This is a genomic window from Rubrivivax sp. A210 (assembly GCF_904426505.1).
Taxonomy (GTDB): Bacteria; Pseudomonadota; Gammaproteobacteria; order Burkholderiales; family Burkholderiaceae_C; genus Rubrivivax.
In genome coordinates this window covers 1-16,574 of the sequence record NZ_CAJGBN010000005.1, presented here as the reverse complement: position 1 = coordinate 16,574, position 16,574 = coordinate 1, and the positions used below count along the sequence as shown (strand labels likewise).

Sequence of the window (16,574 nt, the reverse complement as noted above, 5' to 3'; positions counted from 1 at the left end):
GTGGCCACGCAACTCGCCTCCGCCATCGAAGCCGTGCTGTGGCTGCGCGGCCGGGTCAAGGGCCGCCTGTGCATGGACAGCCGCGCCGTGCAGCCCGGCGACGGCTTCATCGCCTGGCCCGGCCATGCCGTCGACGGCCGCGCCTTCGTCGCTGCGGCGCTGGCCGCGGGTGCGGCGGCCTGCCTGGTCGAGGCCGAGGGCGCGGCGGCCTTCGCGCTGGGCGACGACGAGCGCGTGGCCATCCTGCCCGGCCTCAAGGCCGCCAGCGGTGCCATCGCCAGCGCCTGGTTCGGCGAGCCCGGCCGCGCGCTCGACGTGGTGGCCATCACCGGCACCAATGGCAAGACCAGCAGCGCCTGGTGGGTGGCGCAGGCGCTGTCGGCCCTGGGGCGGCGCGGCGGCGTCATCGGTACCCTGGGCGTGGGCGAGCCGCCCCGTGCCGGCGCCGACGATGGCGCGGGCGCGATACAGCCCACCGGCCTGACCACGCCCGACCCGCTGACCCTGCACGCCACGCTGCGTCGCTTTGCCGACGAAGGCTATGCCGCCTGCGCCATCGAGGCCTCGTCGATAGGCCTGGTCGAGCACCGCCTCGATGCACTGGCGATCGACGTCGCGGTGTTCACCAACTTCACGCGCGACCACCTCGACTTCCACGGCAGCATGGAAGCCTACTGGGCCGCCAAGCGCATGCTTTTCGGCTGGCCCGGGCTGCGCGCCGCGGTGGTCAATGTCGACGACGCCCAGGGCGAGCGGCTGGCGCAGGAACTGGCCGGCGGCGCGCTCGACCTCTGGTCGGTCTCGCGCCACGGCCCGGCGCGGCTGCAGGCCCGCGCGCTCGGCTATGACGGCGGCGGCCTGGCCTTCGAAGTGAGCGAAGGCGGCGCGACGGTGGCGCTGCGCAGCGCGCTGATCGGCGACTACAACGCCAGCAACCTGCTGGGCGTGCTGGGCGCGTTGCGGGCGCTGGGCCTGCCGCTGGCCGCCGCCGCCGGCGCGATGGCGGCGCTGAGCCCGGTGCCGGGCCGGCTGCAGCGCGTGGCCGGGCGCGAGGTGGAGGTGGTGGTCGACTACGCCCACACGCCCGATGCCCTGGAAAAGGCGCTGCAGGCGCTGCGCCCGCTGGCCTCTGCCCGCGGCGGGCGCCTTTGGTGCGTGTTCGGCTGCGGCGGCAACCGCGACGCCACGAAACGCCCGCTGATGGGCGCCATCGCCAAGCGCGATGCCGACCGCGTGGTGCTGACCAGCGACAACCCGCGCCAGGAGGCGCCCGGGCTGATCCTGGCCCAGATCCTCGCGGGCGTGACGGGCCACGACGAGGTGGCCGTGATCGAGGACCGCCGCGCCGCCATCCGCAGCGCCGTGGTGGGTGCCGCGCCCGGCGACGTGGTGCTGCTGGCCGGCAAGGGCCACGAGGACTACCAGGAGGTGGCCGGCGTCAAGCGACCCTTCAGCGATGCGCAAGAGGCCGCAGCCGCGCTGCGCGAGCGCGAGGAGGGCGCCGCATGAACACGTCCAGCAACACCGCGATGATGACCCTGGCCCAGGCCCAGGCGCTGCTGCCGGGCAGCGTGCTCGTCGGCGACGGCGCCATCGCCATCGCCCGCGTCCACAGTGACACGCGCACGCTGCGCGCCGGCGACCTCTTCGTCGCGCTGCGCGGCGAGCGCTTCGACGGCAATGATTTCCTGGCCCAGGCGCGCGCCGCCGGCGCCGTGGCCGCGCTGGCCGAGCGCGGGCTCTCGGCTGATCTGCCCGGCCTGCAGGTGCCCGATGCGCTGCAGGCGCTGCAGCAGCTGGCAGCGGCCTGGCGCCAGCGCTTCACGCTGCCGCTGATCGCCGTCACCGGCAGCAATGGCAAGACCACCGTGACGCAGATGCTGGCCGCCATCCTGGCCGCCTGGCAGGGCGAGGCGGCGCTGGCCACGGCCGGCAATTTCAACAACCACATTGGCGTGCCGCTGACCCTGTTGCGCCTGCGCGATATGCACCGCGCCGCGGTGGTGGAACTGGGCATGAACCACGTCGGCGAGATTGCGCTGCTGGCTGGCCTGGCCGCGCCCACCGTGGCCCTGGTCAACAACGCCCAGCGCGAGCACCAGGAATTCATGGCCAGCGTCGCGGCGGTGGCGCAGGAGAACGGCAGCGCCATCGCCGCGCTGGGCGCTGGCGGCACGGCGGTGCTTCCGGCCGGTGATGCGCACGCGCCGCTGTGGCAGGCGCTGGCGGGGTCGCGGCGCGTGCTGCGCTTTGCGCTCGATGGCCAGGCCGATGTTGCGGGCCACGCGGTCTGGCAGGCGGATGCGGCGCACTGGGCGCTGACGCTGGCCACGCCCGCCGGCGGCATCGCCACCACGCTGGCCCAGCCGGGCCGCCACAACGCGCTCAACGCCGTCGCGGCGGCGGCCTGTGCGGTGGCCGCTGGCCTCCCCACCGATGCCATCGCGGCCGGCCTCGCCGCCTTCCAGCCGGTGGCCGGGCGCAGCCAGGTGCACCGCCTGCCCCACGCCGGCAGCACGCTGACCCTGGTCGACGACAGCTACAACGCCAACCCCGATTCGGTGCTCGCCGCCATCGAGGTGCTGGCCAGTCTGCCGGGCCCGCGCTGGCTGGTGCTGGGCGACATGGGCGAGGTCGGCAGCCAGGGCGCGCAGTACCACGCCGAGGTCGGCGCCCGCGCCCGCGAGCGCGGCATCGAGCACTTCTGGGCCGCCGGCCCGCTGTGCGCCCACGCCGGTGCCGACCGCCATTTCGCCAGTGTCGCGGCGCTGTTGCAGGCCTTGGCCGATGCGCCGCAGGCCGCGTCCGTGCTGGTCAAGGGATCGCGCTTCATGAAGATGGAACAGGTGGTGCAGGCGCTGCGCGCCCGCCCCGACGGGGAGGCCGGCCATGCTGCTTAGCCTGACGCAGTGGCTGATGCAGTGGGCGCCCGACCAGCTGGGCTTTCTGCGCGTCTTCCAGTACCTCACCTTCCGCGCCGTGCTGGCGGCAATGACCTCGCTGCTCATCGGCCTGGCCTTCGGGCCCTGGGTCATCCGCAAGCTCACCGAGATGAAGATCGGCCAGCCCATTCGCGAATACGGCGTGCAAAGCCATCTCGGCAAGCGCGGCACGCCCACCATGGGTGGCGTGCTGGTGCTCATCGGCATCGGTGTCAGCACGCTGCTGTGGTTCGACTGGACCAACCGCTTCGTCTGGGTGGTGATGCTGGTCACCTTCGGCTTCGGCGCCATCGGCTGGACCGACGACTACCGCAAGGTCGTGCGCAAGGATCCCGAGGGCATGCGCAGCCGCGAAAAGTTCTTCTGGCAGACGCTGATCGGCCTGATTGCCGCGCTGTACCTGGCCTTCAGCGTCAGCGAGACCAGCAATCTGCGCGTGCTCGAGCTCTTCCTGCGCTGGGTGGGCAGCGGCTTCAGCAACGAGTTGCCGCCGCGTGCCGACCTGATGGTGCCCTTCTTCAAGACCGTGAGCTATCCGCTGGGCGTCTTCGGCTTCATCATCCTGACCTGGTTCGTCATCGTCGGCGCCAGCAATGCCGTCAACTTCACCGATGGCCTGGACGGACTGGCCATCATGCCGGTGGTGATGGTGGGCAGCGCCCTCGGCATCTTTGCCTACATCACCGGCAATGCAGTGTTCAGCAAGTACCTGCTGTTCCCGCACATTCCCGGCGCCGGCGAGTTGCTGGTCTTCTGCGCCGCGATGGCCGGCGCGGGCCTGGCCTTTCTGTGGTTCAACGCCAGCCCGGCCCAGGTCTTCATGGGCGACGTGGGCGCGCTGTCGCTGGGCGGGGCCCTGGGCACCATCGCCGTCATCACGCGCCAGGAGATCGTGCTCGGCATCATGGGCGGCGTCTTCGTCGCCGAGGCGCTGAGCGTGATGATCCAGGTGGGCTGGTTCAAGTACACCAAGCGCAAGTACGGCGTGGGCCGCCGCATCTTCCTGATGGCGCCGCTGCACCACCACTTCGAGAAGAAGGGCTGGGCCGAGACCCAGGTGGTGGTGCGCTTCTGGATCGTCACCATGCTGCTGTGCCTGATCGGCCTGGCCAGCCTCAAGCTGCGCTGAGCCCCGCGACGGACCCCATGGACCATCTGCGCGACCTCCCCGTCCTCATCCTCGGCCTCGGCGACAGCGGCCTGGCAATGGCGCGCTGGTGCCTGCGCCATGGCGCGAAGGTGAGGGTGTGGGACTCGCGCGAGGCTCCGCCCCAGGCCGAGACGCTGCGCGCCGAGCTGCCCGGCGCGGCGCTGGAAAGCGGCGTGCTGGATGCGACGCGGCTGGGCGACACGCGGCTGCTGCTCAAGAGCCCCGGCCTCGGCCCCTATGACGAGCGCATCGCGCCGCTGTTGCAGGAGGCACGCGCCAGTGCCATTGCGGTGCAGGGCGAACTCGACCTCTTCGCGCGGGCGCTGGCTGACCTGAAGGCGGCGCACGGCTATGCGCCCCAGGTGCTGGCCATCACCGGCACCAATGGCAAGACCACCACCACGGCGATGACGGCGCTGCTGGTGGAGCGCGCCGGCCGCCGCGTCGCGATGGCCGGCAACATCGGCCCGACGCTGCTGGACACGCTGGCGGTGCGGCTCGAAGCCGAACAGCAAGCCTGGCCCGAGGTCTGGGTGCTGGAGCTGTCGAGCTTCCAGCTCGATGGCGGCGGCACCGGCGTCAAGGGCTTCGAGCCGGCCGCCGGCACCGTGCTCAACGTCACGCAAGACCACCTCGACTGGCACGGGAGCATGGCCGCCTATGCCGCGGCCAAGGCGCGCGTCTTCGGCAGCGCCGGCCTGAGGGTGATCAACCGCGATGACGCCCTCGTCGAGGCCATGGTGCCGGTGCCGCCGCCGGTCAAGGGCAAGGCCAAGTCCGTGGAACGCGCGACCATCCGCTTCGGTCTGGACGCGCCGCGGCGCCCGGGAGATTTCGGCCTCGTCACCGAGAACGGCATTGCCTGGATGGTGCGTGCGCTGCCGACCGACGAGACCATCAAACGCAAGAAGGACGAAGAGGTCGAGATCCACCTGCAGCGCCTGATGCCGGCCGATGCCCTGCGCGTGCGCGGCCGCCACAACGCCGCCAATGCGCTGGCCGCGCTGGCCCTGGCCACGGCCATCGGCTGCCCGCTGGCGCCCATGCTGCATGGCCTGCGCGAATACGAAGGCGAGCCGCACCGCGTGCAGTTCGTCGCCGTGCTCGACGGCGTCGAGGCCTATGACGACAGCAAGGGCACGAATGTCGGCGCCACCGTCGCCGCGCTCGATGGTCTGGGTGCCGACAAGTCGCCCGCCCGCCTGGTGGTCATCCTGGGTGGCGACGGCAAGGGCCAGGATTTCGGCCCGCTGGCCGCGCCGCTGGCCCGCCATGCGCGCGCCGTGGCCACGATAGGGCGCGACGCCGCCGCCATCGAGGCCGTGATCCAGCAAGGCGCGGCAGCCATTCCCTTCCAGCGCCACGACAGCCTGGAGGTCGCCGTTGCCTGGTGCTTTGCGCAGGCGCGGCCGGGCGATGCCGTGCTGCTGAGCCCGGCCTGCGCCAGCCTGGACATGTTCCGCAACTACGCCCACCGCGCCGAAGTCTTCGTGCAGGCGGTGCAGGCGCTGGCGCTGGACCGGGGGCAGGCATGACGGCGGCCCTGGCCATGCTCAAGGGCTGGTTCGCCGCGCGCCGCACAGGGGGTGGCGGTGGCCGCAGCGGCGCCACCGAATTGCCGGTGCGCGACCACGTCGACGTGGCCGGCGCGCGCCCGGTGCGCATCACCGCCTTCGACCAAGGCCTGCTGGTGGTGGTGGGCACCCTGATCGCCCTCGGCGTGGTGATGGTCTATTCGGCCAGCGTGGCCCTGCCCGACAACCCCAAGTTCGCCCTCTACTCGCAGGCCTTCTTCCTGCAGCGCCATCTGCTGGGCCTGGCCATCGCCTTCGTCGCCGCGCTGGCCGTGCTGCAACTGCCGATGAGCTTCTGGGAGAAGCACGCGCCGCTGGTCTTCCTGGTCTCGCTGGCGCTGCTGTTCGCGGTGCTGCTGCCCTTCATCGGCAAGGTGGTCAACAACTCGCGACGCTGGATACCGCTGGGCATCATGAACTTCCAGCCCAGCGAGATGGCCAAGCTGGCCATCGCCATGTATGCCGCCAGCTACATGGTGCGCAAGATGGACGTTAAGGAGAACTTCTTCAAGGCCGTCTGGCCCATGGTGGTGGCGGTGGCCTTCATCGGCGCCATGCTGCTGCGCCAGCCCGACATGGGCGCCTTCATCGTCATCGCCACCATCGCGATGGGCATCCTCTTCCTGGGCGGCGTCAATGCGCGCATGTTCTTCCTGATCGCCGCGGTGATCCTCGTCACCTTCGCCGGCATCATCGCCTTCGACGACCTGCGCCGCGAGCGCATCCTGGCCTACCTCGACCCCTGGAACCCGAAGTACGCCCAGGGCAAGGGCTACCAGCTCACGCACTCGCTCATCGCCATCGGCCGCGGCGAGATCTTCGGCCAGGGCCTGGGCTCCAGCGTCGAAAAGCTGCACTACCTGCCCGAGGCGCATACCGACTTCCTGCTTGCGGTGATCGGCGAAGAACTCGGCTTCGTCGGCGTGGCCTCGGTCATCGTGCTTTTCTTCTGGCTCACCCGCCGCGTCTTCCTGATCGGCCGCCAGGCCGTCGCGCTGGACCGCGTGTTCGGGGGCCTGATGTGCCAGGGCATCGGCATCTGGATCGGCTTCCAGGCCTTCATCAACATGGGCGTCAACCTCGGCGTGCTGCCCACCAAGGGCCTGACGCTGCCGCTGATGAGCTATGGCGGCTCGGCCATCCTGATGAACCTCATCGCGCTGGCGCTGGTGTTGCGGGTGGACATTGAAAACAGGGCACTCATGCGCGGAGGCCGCACATGACGGCCATGCGCAGCATGGGCGCCGCGCGAAGCGCGGGTGCGCTGTTTCGGCGCAGGCTCACATCGCGCAGCGATGTGAAGCGCGCGCAGCGCGCGGGCCGAAGCCAAAACAGGGCACTCATGCGCGGAGGCCGCGCATGAGCCATCTCGTCATCATGGCCGCGGGAACGGGTGGGCACATCATCCCCGGCCTGGCCGTCGCCAAGGAGATGGCGGGCCGCGGCTGGACCGTCAGCTGGCTGGGCACGCGCCACGGCATGGAGAACCAGCTCGTGCCCAGGAGCGGCATCGCGCTGGACACCATCGCCTTCAGCGGCCTGCGCGGCAAGGGCTTGCTGCACACGGCCACCGGCGGCCTGCGCCTGCTCAAGGCCTTCTGGGATTGTCTGCAGATCCTGCGCCGCCGCGGCACGCACGCGGTGCTGGGCATGGGCGGCTATGTCTGCTTTCCGGGCGGGCTGATGGCCTCGCTGCTGAACAAGCCGCTGCTGCTGGTGAATGCCGATGCGGCGCTGCTGCTGTCCAACAAGAGTCTGCTGCCGGTGGCCGACCGCGTCGCCTTCGGCTTTGCCGGTGTCGCCGCGCAGCAGACCAAGAATGCCATCGTCACCGGCAACCCGGTGCGCGCCGAGATCGAGGCTCTGGCTGAACCGGATGCGCGCTGGGCCGGCCGCAGCGGCCCGTTGCGCCTGCTGGTGGTGGGCGGCAGCCTGGGCGCCCAGGTGCTCAACCAGACCCTGCCGGCCGCGCTGGCGCTGCTGCCGGCGGGCCAGCGCCTGCAGGTCGTGCACCAGAGCGGCGGCACCCAGGCCGCGGCGGTGCGCGAGGCCTATGCCCGCGAAGGCATCGCCGCCGAGGTGCTGCCCTTCATCGACGACATGCCGCGCCGCCTGGCCGAGTGCGATGTGATGGTCTGCCGCGCCGGCGCCATCACCGTGAGCGAGTTGTGCGCGGCTGGCGTGCCGGCCCTGCTGGTGCCGCTGATCGTCAGCACCACGGCCCACCAGCGCGACAACGCCGAGTGGATGGCCGGGCAGGGCGCGGCCATTCACCTGCCGCAGGCCGGGCTGACGCCGCAAGCCCTGGCCACGGCCCTGGCTGGCTTGAACCGCGACGGCCTGCTGGCGATGGCCCGCCAGGCCCGCGCGCTGGCAAGGCCGCGCGCCGCGGCCCGCGTGGCCGACGAGATCGAGAAGCTCGTTGCGGGGGGGCGCCGGTGAAGCCCTTTGTCAGCCGCATCCACTTCGTCGGCATCGGCGGCGCCGGCATGAGCGGCATCGCCGAGATCCTGCACCAGCAGGGGCTTGAGGTCTCGGGCTCCGACCAGGCCGAAAGTGCCGTGACCCGCCGCCTGGCCGGGCTGGGCCTGGCCATCCACATCGGCCACGATGCCGCCCATGTCGGCGAGGCCCAGGCCGTGGTCACCAGCACCGCGGTCAAGGCCGACAACCCGGAAGTCTTGGCCGCGCATGCGCGCGGCCTGCCGGTGGTGGCGCGCGCCGTGGTGCTGGCCGAACTGATGCGGCGCCAGCAGGGCATCGCCATCGCCGGCACCCACGGCAAGACCACCACCACCTCGCTGGTGGCCAGCGTGCTCATCGAGGCGGGCCTGGACCCCAGCTTCGTGATCGGCGGCAAGCTCGAAAGCGCCGGTGTCAACGCCCGACTGGGCAGCGGCGAATTCATCGTCGTCGAGGCCGACGAGAGCGATGCCAGCTTCCTGCACCTGCACCCGGTGCTGGCGGTGGTGACCAACATCGACGCCGACCACATGGAAACCTACGGCCACGATGTCGCCCGCTTGCATGGCGCCTTCGTGGACTTCCTGGCCCGCCTGCCCTTCTACGGCCGCGCCATCGTGTGCAGCGACGACCCCGGCGTGCGCGCGGTGCTGCCGCAGCTCGCGCAGCGCGGTATAGCCTGCATCCGCTATGGCATCGATGACGATCAGGCTGATCTGCGCGCCACCGAGGTGCAGGCCCTGGCCGGCGGCGGCATGCGCTTCGTCGTGCGGCGCCGCGATGCGCAGGCACTGCCGCTGACGCTCAACCTGGCCGGTGCCCACAATGTGCGCAATGCGCTGGCCGCCGTGGCCATCGCCGGCCTGCTGGGCATTGCCGACGCCCCGCTGCAGCGCGCGCTGGCGGCCTTTGCAGGCGTCGGCCGCCGCTTCCAGCGCCATGGCGAATGGCCGGCGGTGGGTGGCGGCCACTTCACCCTCATCGACGACTACGGCCACCACCCGGTGGAGATGGCCGCGGTGCTGGCCGCGGCGCGCGGCGCCTTTGTCGGCCGGCGCATCGTGCTGGCCTTCCAGCCCCATCGCTACAGCCGCACGCGCGACTGCCTGGCGGACTTTGCCGCCGTGCTGGGCCAGTGCGACGCCGCGCTGGTGACCGAGGTCTATGCGGCCGGCGAGACGCCCATCGCCGGTGCCGACGGCCGCGCCCTGGTGGCCGCGGTGGCCGCGGTGCAGGGGCCGGTGGCGCCCGTCTTCGTCGACGACGTGGCCGCGCTGGCCGGCGAGATCGTGCGCGTGGCGCGCGGCGGCGACGTCGTCATCACCATGGGCGCCGGCTCGATTGCCGGCGTGCCGCGCCAGCTGGCGCAATTGCTGGAGAGCCAGGCATGAACGACACGGTAAGCAGCCTGGGCAAGGTGGCGGTGCTGATGGGCGGCAGCAGCGCCGAGCGAGAGGTCTCGCTGATGTCGGGCGGCGGCGTGCTCGCCGCGCTGCGCAGCCAGGGCGTCGATGCCCACGCCTTCGACCCCGCCGAGCGCGATCTGGTGCTGCTCAAGTCCGAGGGCTTTGTGCGGGCCTTCGTCGCACTGCACGGCCGCCATGGCGAGGACGGCACGGTGCAGGGAGCGCTGGAACTGCTGGGCATCCCGTACACCGGCTCGGGTGTGATGGCCAGCGCCATCGCGATGGACAAGGTGATGACCAAGCGCGTCTGGCTGGCCGAGGGCCTGCCCACGCCGCGCTGGCAATGGCTGGCACCCGACAACCAGGGCCGCGAGGCGCTGAACGCCGTGCCCGACGCCATCGGCCTGCCGCTCATCGTGAAGCCGCCGCGCGAGGGATCGTCCATCGGCATCAGCAAGGTGCTGGGCTATTCGCAGATGCAGGACGCCGTGGCCCTGGCCGCGAAGTACGACGCCGACGTGCTGTGCGAAGAGTTCATCGATGGCATCGAACTCACCTGCCCGGTGCTGGGCGAGGGCTCGGCAGCGCGTGCGCTGCCGGTGATCCGCATCGACGCGCCCGGCGGCAACTACGACTACGAGCACAAGTACTTCAGCGAAGACACCGGCTACCGCTGCCCCAGCGGCCTCGATGCCGCCGAAGAGGCCGAGGTGCAGCGCCTCACGCTGGCCTCCTACCGCGCGCTGGGCTGCCGCGGCTGGGGTCGTGCCGACCTCATGCTGCGCAGCTCCGACCGCCGCATCTTCCTGCTCGAGATGAACACCAGCCCCGGCATGACCGGCCATTCGCTGGTGCCGATGTCGGCGCGCGCCGCCGGCATCAGCTATGAGGCGCTGTGCCTGCAATTGCTGCAGATGGCCGCGCTCGACGGCCCCAATAAGGCCTGAACCCCCGTGACGCGCAAGCTTCGCCCTCCCCGCCCCGTTACCCCGCGTGCGCCGCTGCCGGCCGACGTGCGGCTGTTGAACGCGGTGTCGAGCGCGGTTTTCGCGCTCGCCGGCGTGGGCGCGGTGGCCGCCGGTGGCGCTTGGCTGATGCGTTCCAACGTTTTCCCCATCCGCGCCATCCAGCTCGAAGGTGAGCTCACGCGCAACAGCGTGCCCACCATTCGCGCCAACGCGGCGCCGCGCCTGGCAGGCAACTTCTTCAGCGCCGACCTGCAGGACGGCCGCCGCGCCTTCGAGGCCGTGCCCTGGGTGCGCCGCGCCGTCGTGCGCCGCGTCTGGCCCGACCGCCTGGCCGTGTACCTGGAAGAGCATCGCGCCGCCGCGCTGTGGGAAGGCCCGCGCGACGAGCGCGGCGCCGAGCGCCTGGTCAACCAGCAGGGCGAGGTCTTCGAGGCCAATGTGGGCGATGTCGAGGACGAAGGCCTGCCCGCGCTGGCCGGCCCCGACGGCAGTTCGGCGGCCATGCTGGCCCTGCTGCAACGCCTGCAGCCGGTGTTCGCGCGGCTTGAGGCTGCCGTCACGCGCGTCGAGCTGTCGGGGCGCGGCTCCTGGCGCGTCGAGCTCGACAACGGCGCCACCGTCGAACTCGGCCGCGGCAGCGATGCCGAACTGCTGGCGCGCACCGAACGCTTCGTGCGCACCCTGGGGCCGGCCACCGGCGGCTGGCAGGCACCTCTGCTCTACGCCGACCTGCGCCACACCGACGGCTATGCCGTGCGCCTGCGCGGCGTGAGCACCACATCCACACCCGCGGGCGCCAACAAGCCCGCGGCCAAGACGCATTGAGGGGACGGACGAAGATGGCCAAGGAATTCAAGGACATGGTCTTCGGCCTGGACATCGGCACCGCCAAGGTGATGGTGGTGGCCGCCGAGGTGATGCCCGACGGCGAACTGCGCGTGGCCGGCCTGGGCGTGGCGCCCACCCATGGCTTGAAGCGCGGCGTGGTGGTGAACATCGACGCCACCGTCCAAAGCATCCAGGCGGCGCTGAAGGAGGCCGAGATGATGGCCGCCTGCAAGATCGACCGCGTCTACACCGGCATCACCGGCAGCCACATCCGCGGCCAGAACAGCACCGGCATGGTCATCGTGCGCGACAACCGCGAGGTCACGCCGGTGGACGTGGCGCGCGTGGTCGAAACCGCCAAGGCCATCAACATCCCCAACGACCAGCGCCTGCTGCTGGTGGAGCCGCAGGAATTCGTCATCGACGGCCATGAGGTGAAAGAGCCCATCGGTATGAGCGGCAGCCGGCTCGAGGTGAAGGTCCACATCGTCACCGGCGCCCAGAGCGCGGCCGAGAACATCCTAAAGTGCGTGCGCCGCTGCGGCCTGGAGGTGGAGCGCCTGGTACTCAACCCCAGCGCCAGCGCCGCCGCGGTGCTGACCGCCGACGAGAAGAGCCTGGGCGTGGCCGTGGTCGACATCGGCGCCGGCACCACCGACGTGCAGATCTACACCGACGGCAGCGTGCGCCACACGGCAGTGATCCCCATCGCCGGCGATCTGATCACCAGCGACATCGCGATGGCCTTGCGCACGCCCACCAAGGACGCCGAGGAGATCAAGGTCGAGCACGGCGTGGCCAAGCAACTGTTGGCCGACCCGGGCGACCAGGTCGAGGTGCCGGGCCTGGGTGATCGCGCGCCGCGCATGCTCAGCCGCCAGGCGCTGTCGGGCGTGATCGAGCCGCGCGTCGAGGAGATCTATTCGCTGGTACACCAGGTCATCCGCGAAAGCGGCTATGAAGAACTGCTGTCCAGCGGCATCGTCATCACCGGCGGCTCGGCGGTGATGCCGGGCATGGTGGAGCTGGCCGAGGACATCTTTCTCAAGCCCGTGCGCAAGGGCCTGCCGCTGTACCGCGCCGCGCTCGACGACATGGTGGCCAACCCGCGCAGCGCCGCGGTGATGGGCCTGCTGGAAGAAGCGCGTCTGGCGCGGGCGCGCGGCCACAAGGCGGCGGCGCAGGCCGGCTCGGTGAAGAACCTGGTGACGCGAGCCAGGGACTGGTTTCTCGGAAATTTCTAGAAAGGGGCCGCACATCGATACCCACAAGACAAGCCCCTCTTTTCCCCCAAAGGCAACTGCTATCTACTTTTCAAGGAGGCTCCCATGCCTATAGAGATGATCGACGAATTCGACGAAGGCACGCAGATCAAGGTGATCGGCGTGGGTGGCGGCGGTGGTAACGCCGTCGAGCACATGATCGGCCAGGGCGTGCAGGGCGTGGAGTTCATCTGCGCCAACACCGACGCCCAGGCCCTGCACCGCAGCAACGCCGGCCAGCTCGTGCAGTTGGGCAAGACCGGCCTGGGTGCGGGCAGCAAGCCGGCCGCCGGCAAGGTGGCGGCCGAAGAGGCGGTGGACCGCATCAAGGAAGCCATCAGCGGTGCCCACATGCTCTTCATCACCGCCGGCATGGGCGGCGGTACGGGCACCGGCGCGGCGCCGGTGATTGCGCGCGTGGCCAAGGAAATGGGCATCCTCACCGTGGGCGTGGTGACCAAGCCCTTCGACTTCGAAGGCCGCAAGCGCGGCAAGCAGGCCGAGGACGGCGTGTCGGAACTCGAAGCCAATGTCGACAGCCTCATCGTCGTGCTCAACGAGAAGCTGCTCGAGGTGATGGGCGACGACGTGACGCAGGAGCAGGCCTTCGCCCACGCCAACGACGTGCTGAAGAACGCCGTTGGCGGCATCAGCGACATCATCCACATCCCCGGCCTCGTCAACGTCGACTTCGAGGACGTGAAGACGGTGATGAGCGAGCCCGGCAAGGCGATGATGGGCACGGCCGTGGCCGGCGGCCCCGACCGCGCTACCAAGGCGGCCGATGCGGCCGTGGCCTGCCCGCTGCTGGAAGGCATTGACCTCAGCGGCGCCAGGGGCGTGCTGGTGCTGATTGCCGCGAGCAAGGGCACCTTCAAGCTGGCCGAGAGCCGCAATGCGATGAACACCATTCGTCGCTACGCGGCCGATGATGCGCATGTGATCTTCGGCACCGCCTACGACGAAAGCCTGGGCGACCAGCTGCGCGTGACCGTCATCGCCACCGGCCTGAGCTCGGCCAACCGCAAGGCCCAGGGCACGCCGCCGCTGGCCGTGGTGCAGCCGCAGACCCACGCCCCGCAACATGCCGTGGCCCAGGCCCTGCGCACCGGCACCGACAACATCCCGGTGCTGGTCAACCAGGTGCCCGGCCTGCCGCAGCAGCCCAACTATGACAACCTCAACACCCCCAGCGTCTGGCGCCACGGCCGCACGCAGGCGGCGGCGAAGGTGGAGGCGCTCAGCTCCAATGGGATGGATGAGATCGAGATTCCGGCGTTCCTGCGCAAGCAGGCGGACTGAGGGGCGGCAGCGTCATCGGGGGCGCTGCATCTCGCAAGTGAACTGGGCCCGGCTTGCCGGGCCTTGTTTTTGGGGCAGCCTAAGGCGCCTTGCGGCATGACTCGGCCAGTTGCCGACGGTCGTGATTGACCGGCAACTGGCTTCCCGCCTCTACGAGTTGACTACCGTCGCACCCGCATAGAGGGTAAGAGTCCGGGGCTCAGTCGATTCGAGGAACCTGGCCTAAGGCCGGTCAGGCGCCAGAATTGCTGACACCCGCGAGGTGGGCAGATTGTCACCCGTCATAGCTGCCTGCGGTTGGCCTCCCCACGACGGGCGAACGAACGGGTCCACGATCTTGCAGCCTAGGACATAAGCTGGAGTGCATACTGCGGCGCACCACTCTCGATCAACGGGGGAAGGATTCGCCCGACATCGGGCCGAACGTCGAGTGCTTCTTGGTTAGTTTGAGAATCTTGATGTGCCGAACTGTCCCGCCCCGAACTGCGCGGTCGCGGCCGACGCGCTGGGACTGCTCGTAGGTGCCGTTGGCACTGCTGGCGATCCTGCTGCTCCGCCACTTACTTCGGGAACTGGCGTGCCATTTCTTCCACCACATGCCGCAAGTTCAATTAGTAGGATCAACGCGAATGCCGCCCTCATTGCGGTCCTCATTTGATCGTCACGGGAACGACGCTGCTGCCAATGCTCTTGCCATGGCCGTTTGTCGCAAAGATTTGGTACTGATAGTCTCCCGTCGCCAAGTCACTATCCACGAAGCTCCTCGCCGCCGAATCCGGAATGTCCTTTACGTTGACCCAAGTGACCCCGTTATCCGAAGTTCGCTGAACAGAGTATCCAGTCTGGTCGGCATGCGAACTGGACCAAGTCAACATGGCACTCGCTCCGGAAGCGGCAACCGAGACTGTAGCGACTGGCGAAGGGGGGATGTTCAGTTTGTCTAGAACGAGGATGTTGAATGCTCCCGATGCCGACTGAATATCCTGAAGGACGATCCGGGTCGCGCTCTTCTTTTTCGCATAGAAGTATTGGAATGCTATGACCCCGTCACCTAGATTGCCAGAGAAGATGGCGGTCTCCGCGATAACGCTGGCAGTACCTGCCTCAGGCGCATTTGGGAGGGCACCAACGAATGATCCAAGGCGGGCTTGGGAATAGACCAGCGCTGTTCCGTCTATCGAAAAGGTCACCGTGTCTGTCCGGGAACGCGACATTTGATCGGCAGCATCCGCGAGCCCTGTCATTGTGCATGAACTGTTGACACGGCAATTGCCATTGCCGGGTTGCCCATTGAAGGGAACAACCTGCGTCACTAGCCACGTACCGACAAGATCGGACGCAACGATTGGGCTCGTAGCATCATTGACCCTGGCAAACAAGGCGTTCATGACGTTCGCACTAAGTACATCGCCCTTTTTGAAAATGAGCGGAATCGCGTCGCTTGCTCTAAGCGACAACGATACGACTGCGAGAGCTGCTACAGAGCCTATGCTGATGTACTTGGCCTTTTGCAAGAGTTTCATCAAGAGGCTCCGTTCTTCGGTCTACTTGTGGTTCGGTTGTTGTAGGGTGGTTGTGGCGGCCAGGATCGCGGACTATGGGAGCCTTCGCGCCTGCACTCCACGACTTGGGAAAGTATCCTGACGGTGGCCCAAACCAATCAGTTGAGAAGTGCCCAAATTGACATGCAAATCGTGAGTACGCAACTTAAGAGTCCTGCGGAGAACCAGTGACTATGTCCACAGGAAGCGTCTCGGCAGTTTGGCGTGGGCGTCTGCTCCGCGGCTTCCAATTCATGCTTGTATGTCGACAAAGGGTCGCCAGCAGTCAGCCGGGCTGCTACGGTTCTACGGCTCGGTTCCGGCATTCGCTTCTCGCTCGAACGGACAGCCGTCGGCTGCCGTTCAGCTCTCCGCTTCGCCTCATCGTCGTGCTCAACGAGAAGCTGCTCGAGGTGATGGGCGACGACGTGACGCAGGAGCAGGCCTTCGCCCACGCCAACGACGTGCTGAAGAACGCCGTGGGCGGCATCAGCGACATCATCCACATCCCCGGCCTCGTCAACGTCGACTTCGAGGACGTGAAGACGGTGATGAGCGAGCCCGGCAAGGCGATGATGGGCACGGCCGTGGCCGGCGGCCCCGACCGCGCTACCAAGGCGGCCGATGCGGCCGTGGCCTGCCCGCTGCTGGAAGGCATTGACCTCAGCGGCGCCAGGGGCGTGCTGGTGCTGATTGCCGCGAGCAAGGGCACCTTCAAGCTGGCCGAGAGCCGCAATGCGATGAACACCATTCGTCGCTACGCGGCCGATGATGCGCATGTGATCTTCGGCACCGCCTACGACGAAAGCCTGGGCGACCAGCTGCGCGTGACCGTCATCGCCACCGGCCTGAGCTCGGCCAACCGCAAGGCCCAGGGCACGCCGCCGCTGGCCGTGGTGCAGCCGCAGACCCACGCCCCGCAACATGCCGTGGCCCAGGCCCTGCGCACCGGCACCGACAACATCCCGGTGCTGGTCAACCAGGTGCCCGGCCTGCCGCAGCAGCCCAACTATGACAACCTCAACACCCCCAGCGTCTGGCGCCACGGCCGCACGCAGGCGGCGGCGAAGGTGGAGGCGCTCAGCTCCAATGGGATGGATGAGATCGAGATTCCGGCGTTCCTGCGCAAGCAGGCGGA

The 16,574-nt window shown here is 69.1% G+C and carries 12 protein-coding genes and 1 pseudogene; 12 read left to right on the top strand and 1 reads right to left on the bottom strand.

Going from position 1 to position 16,574, the window contains the following annotated elements:
- From JMV16_RS05665 to ftsZ, 11 genes are all read left to right on the top strand, one after another.
- Positions 1 to 1,509, top strand: coding sequence for a UDP-N-acetylmuramoyl-L-alanyl-D-glutamate--2,6-diaminopimelate ligase (locus tag JMV16_RS05665; RefSeq protein WP_201493215.1), 1,509 nt, complete (start codon positions 1 to 3; stop codon positions 1,507 to 1,509).
- On the top strand, positions 1,506 to 2,900 hold the full coding sequence (locus JMV16_RS05660; RefSeq protein WP_201493214.1) for a UDP-N-acetylmuramoyl-tripeptide--D-alanyl-D-alanine ligase: 1,395 nt from the start codon (positions 1,506 to 1,508) through the stop codon (positions 2,898 to 2,900). The genes JMV16_RS05665 and JMV16_RS05660 overlap by 4 nt, the downstream gene beginning before the upstream one ends.
- On the top strand, positions 2,890 to 4,071 hold the full coding sequence (gene mraY, locus JMV16_RS05655) for a phospho-N-acetylmuramoyl-pentapeptide-transferase (RefSeq protein WP_201493213.1): 1,182 nt from the start codon (positions 2,890 to 2,892) through the stop codon (positions 4,069 to 4,071). Before JMV16_RS05660 ends, mraY begins: the two co-directional genes overlap by 11 nt.
- A 17-nt stretch (positions 4,072 to 4,088) precedes the next feature.
- Positions 4,089 to 5,627: a UDP-N-acetylmuramoyl-L-alanine--D-glutamate ligase gene (murD, locus tag JMV16_RS05650; RefSeq protein ID WP_201493212.1), complete on the top strand. Its 1,539-nt coding sequence runs from the start codon at positions 4,089 to 4,091 to the stop codon at positions 5,625 to 5,627.
- Positions 5,624 to 6,889: a putative lipid II flippase FtsW gene (gene ftsW, locus JMV16_RS05645; protein WP_201493211.1), complete on the top strand. Its 1,266-nt coding sequence runs from the start codon at positions 5,624 to 5,626 to the stop codon at positions 6,887 to 6,889. Before murD ends, ftsW begins: the two co-directional genes overlap by 4 nt.
- A gap of 136 nt (positions 6,890 to 7,025) precedes the next feature.
- Entirely contained in the window at positions 7,026 to 8,108 is a 1,083-nt protein-coding gene (gene murG, locus JMV16_RS05640) for an undecaprenyldiphospho-muramoylpentapeptide beta-N-acetylglucosaminyltransferase (protein ID WP_201493210.1), read from the top strand.
- Positions 8,105 to 9,520, top strand: a complete 1,416-nt coding sequence (gene murC / locus JMV16_RS05635) for a UDP-N-acetylmuramate--L-alanine ligase (protein WP_201493209.1) — start codon at positions 8,105 to 8,107, stop codon at positions 9,518 to 9,520. The genes murG and murC overlap by 4 nt, the downstream gene beginning before the upstream one ends.
- Positions 9,517 to 10,482, top strand: a complete 966-nt coding sequence (locus JMV16_RS05630; RefSeq protein WP_201493208.1) for a D-alanine--D-alanine ligase — start codon at positions 9,517 to 9,519, stop codon at positions 10,480 to 10,482. Before murC ends, JMV16_RS05630 begins: the two co-directional genes overlap by 4 nt.
- A gap of 6 nt (positions 10,483 to 10,488) precedes the next feature.
- Positions 10,489 to 11,328, top strand: a complete 840-nt coding sequence (locus JMV16_RS05625) for a cell division protein FtsQ/DivIB (RefSeq protein WP_236580374.1) — start codon at positions 10,489 to 10,491, stop codon at positions 11,326 to 11,328.
- Between the two features lie 14 nt (positions 11,329 to 11,342).
- Complete coding sequence (ftsA, locus tag JMV16_RS05620; protein ID WP_201493207.1) at positions 11,343 to 12,575, top strand: cell division protein FtsA; 1,233 nt, start codon at positions 11,343 to 11,345, stop codon at positions 12,573 to 12,575.
- An 84-nt stretch (positions 12,576 to 12,659) separates the two neighbouring features.
- On the top strand, positions 12,660 to 13,895 hold the full coding sequence (gene ftsZ, locus JMV16_RS05615; RefSeq protein ID WP_201493206.1) for a cell division protein FtsZ: 1,236 nt from the start codon (positions 12,660 to 12,662) through the stop codon (positions 13,893 to 13,895).
- A gap of 650 nt (positions 13,896 to 14,545) precedes the next feature.
- Here ftsZ and JMV16_RS05610 read toward each other — a convergent pair.
- A complete protein-coding gene (locus JMV16_RS05610) occupies positions 14,546 to 15,418 on the bottom strand; it encodes a fibronectin type III domain-containing protein (protein ID WP_201493205.1) in 873 nt (290 codons plus the stop codon).
- A gap of 398 nt (positions 15,419 to 15,816) precedes the next feature.
- On the opposite strand from JMV16_RS05610, the pseudogene JMV16_RS05605 reads away from it, so the two are divergent.
- Positions 15,817 to 16,574, top strand: a pseudogene (locus JMV16_RS05605) (cell division protein FtsZ); the annotation flags it as partial.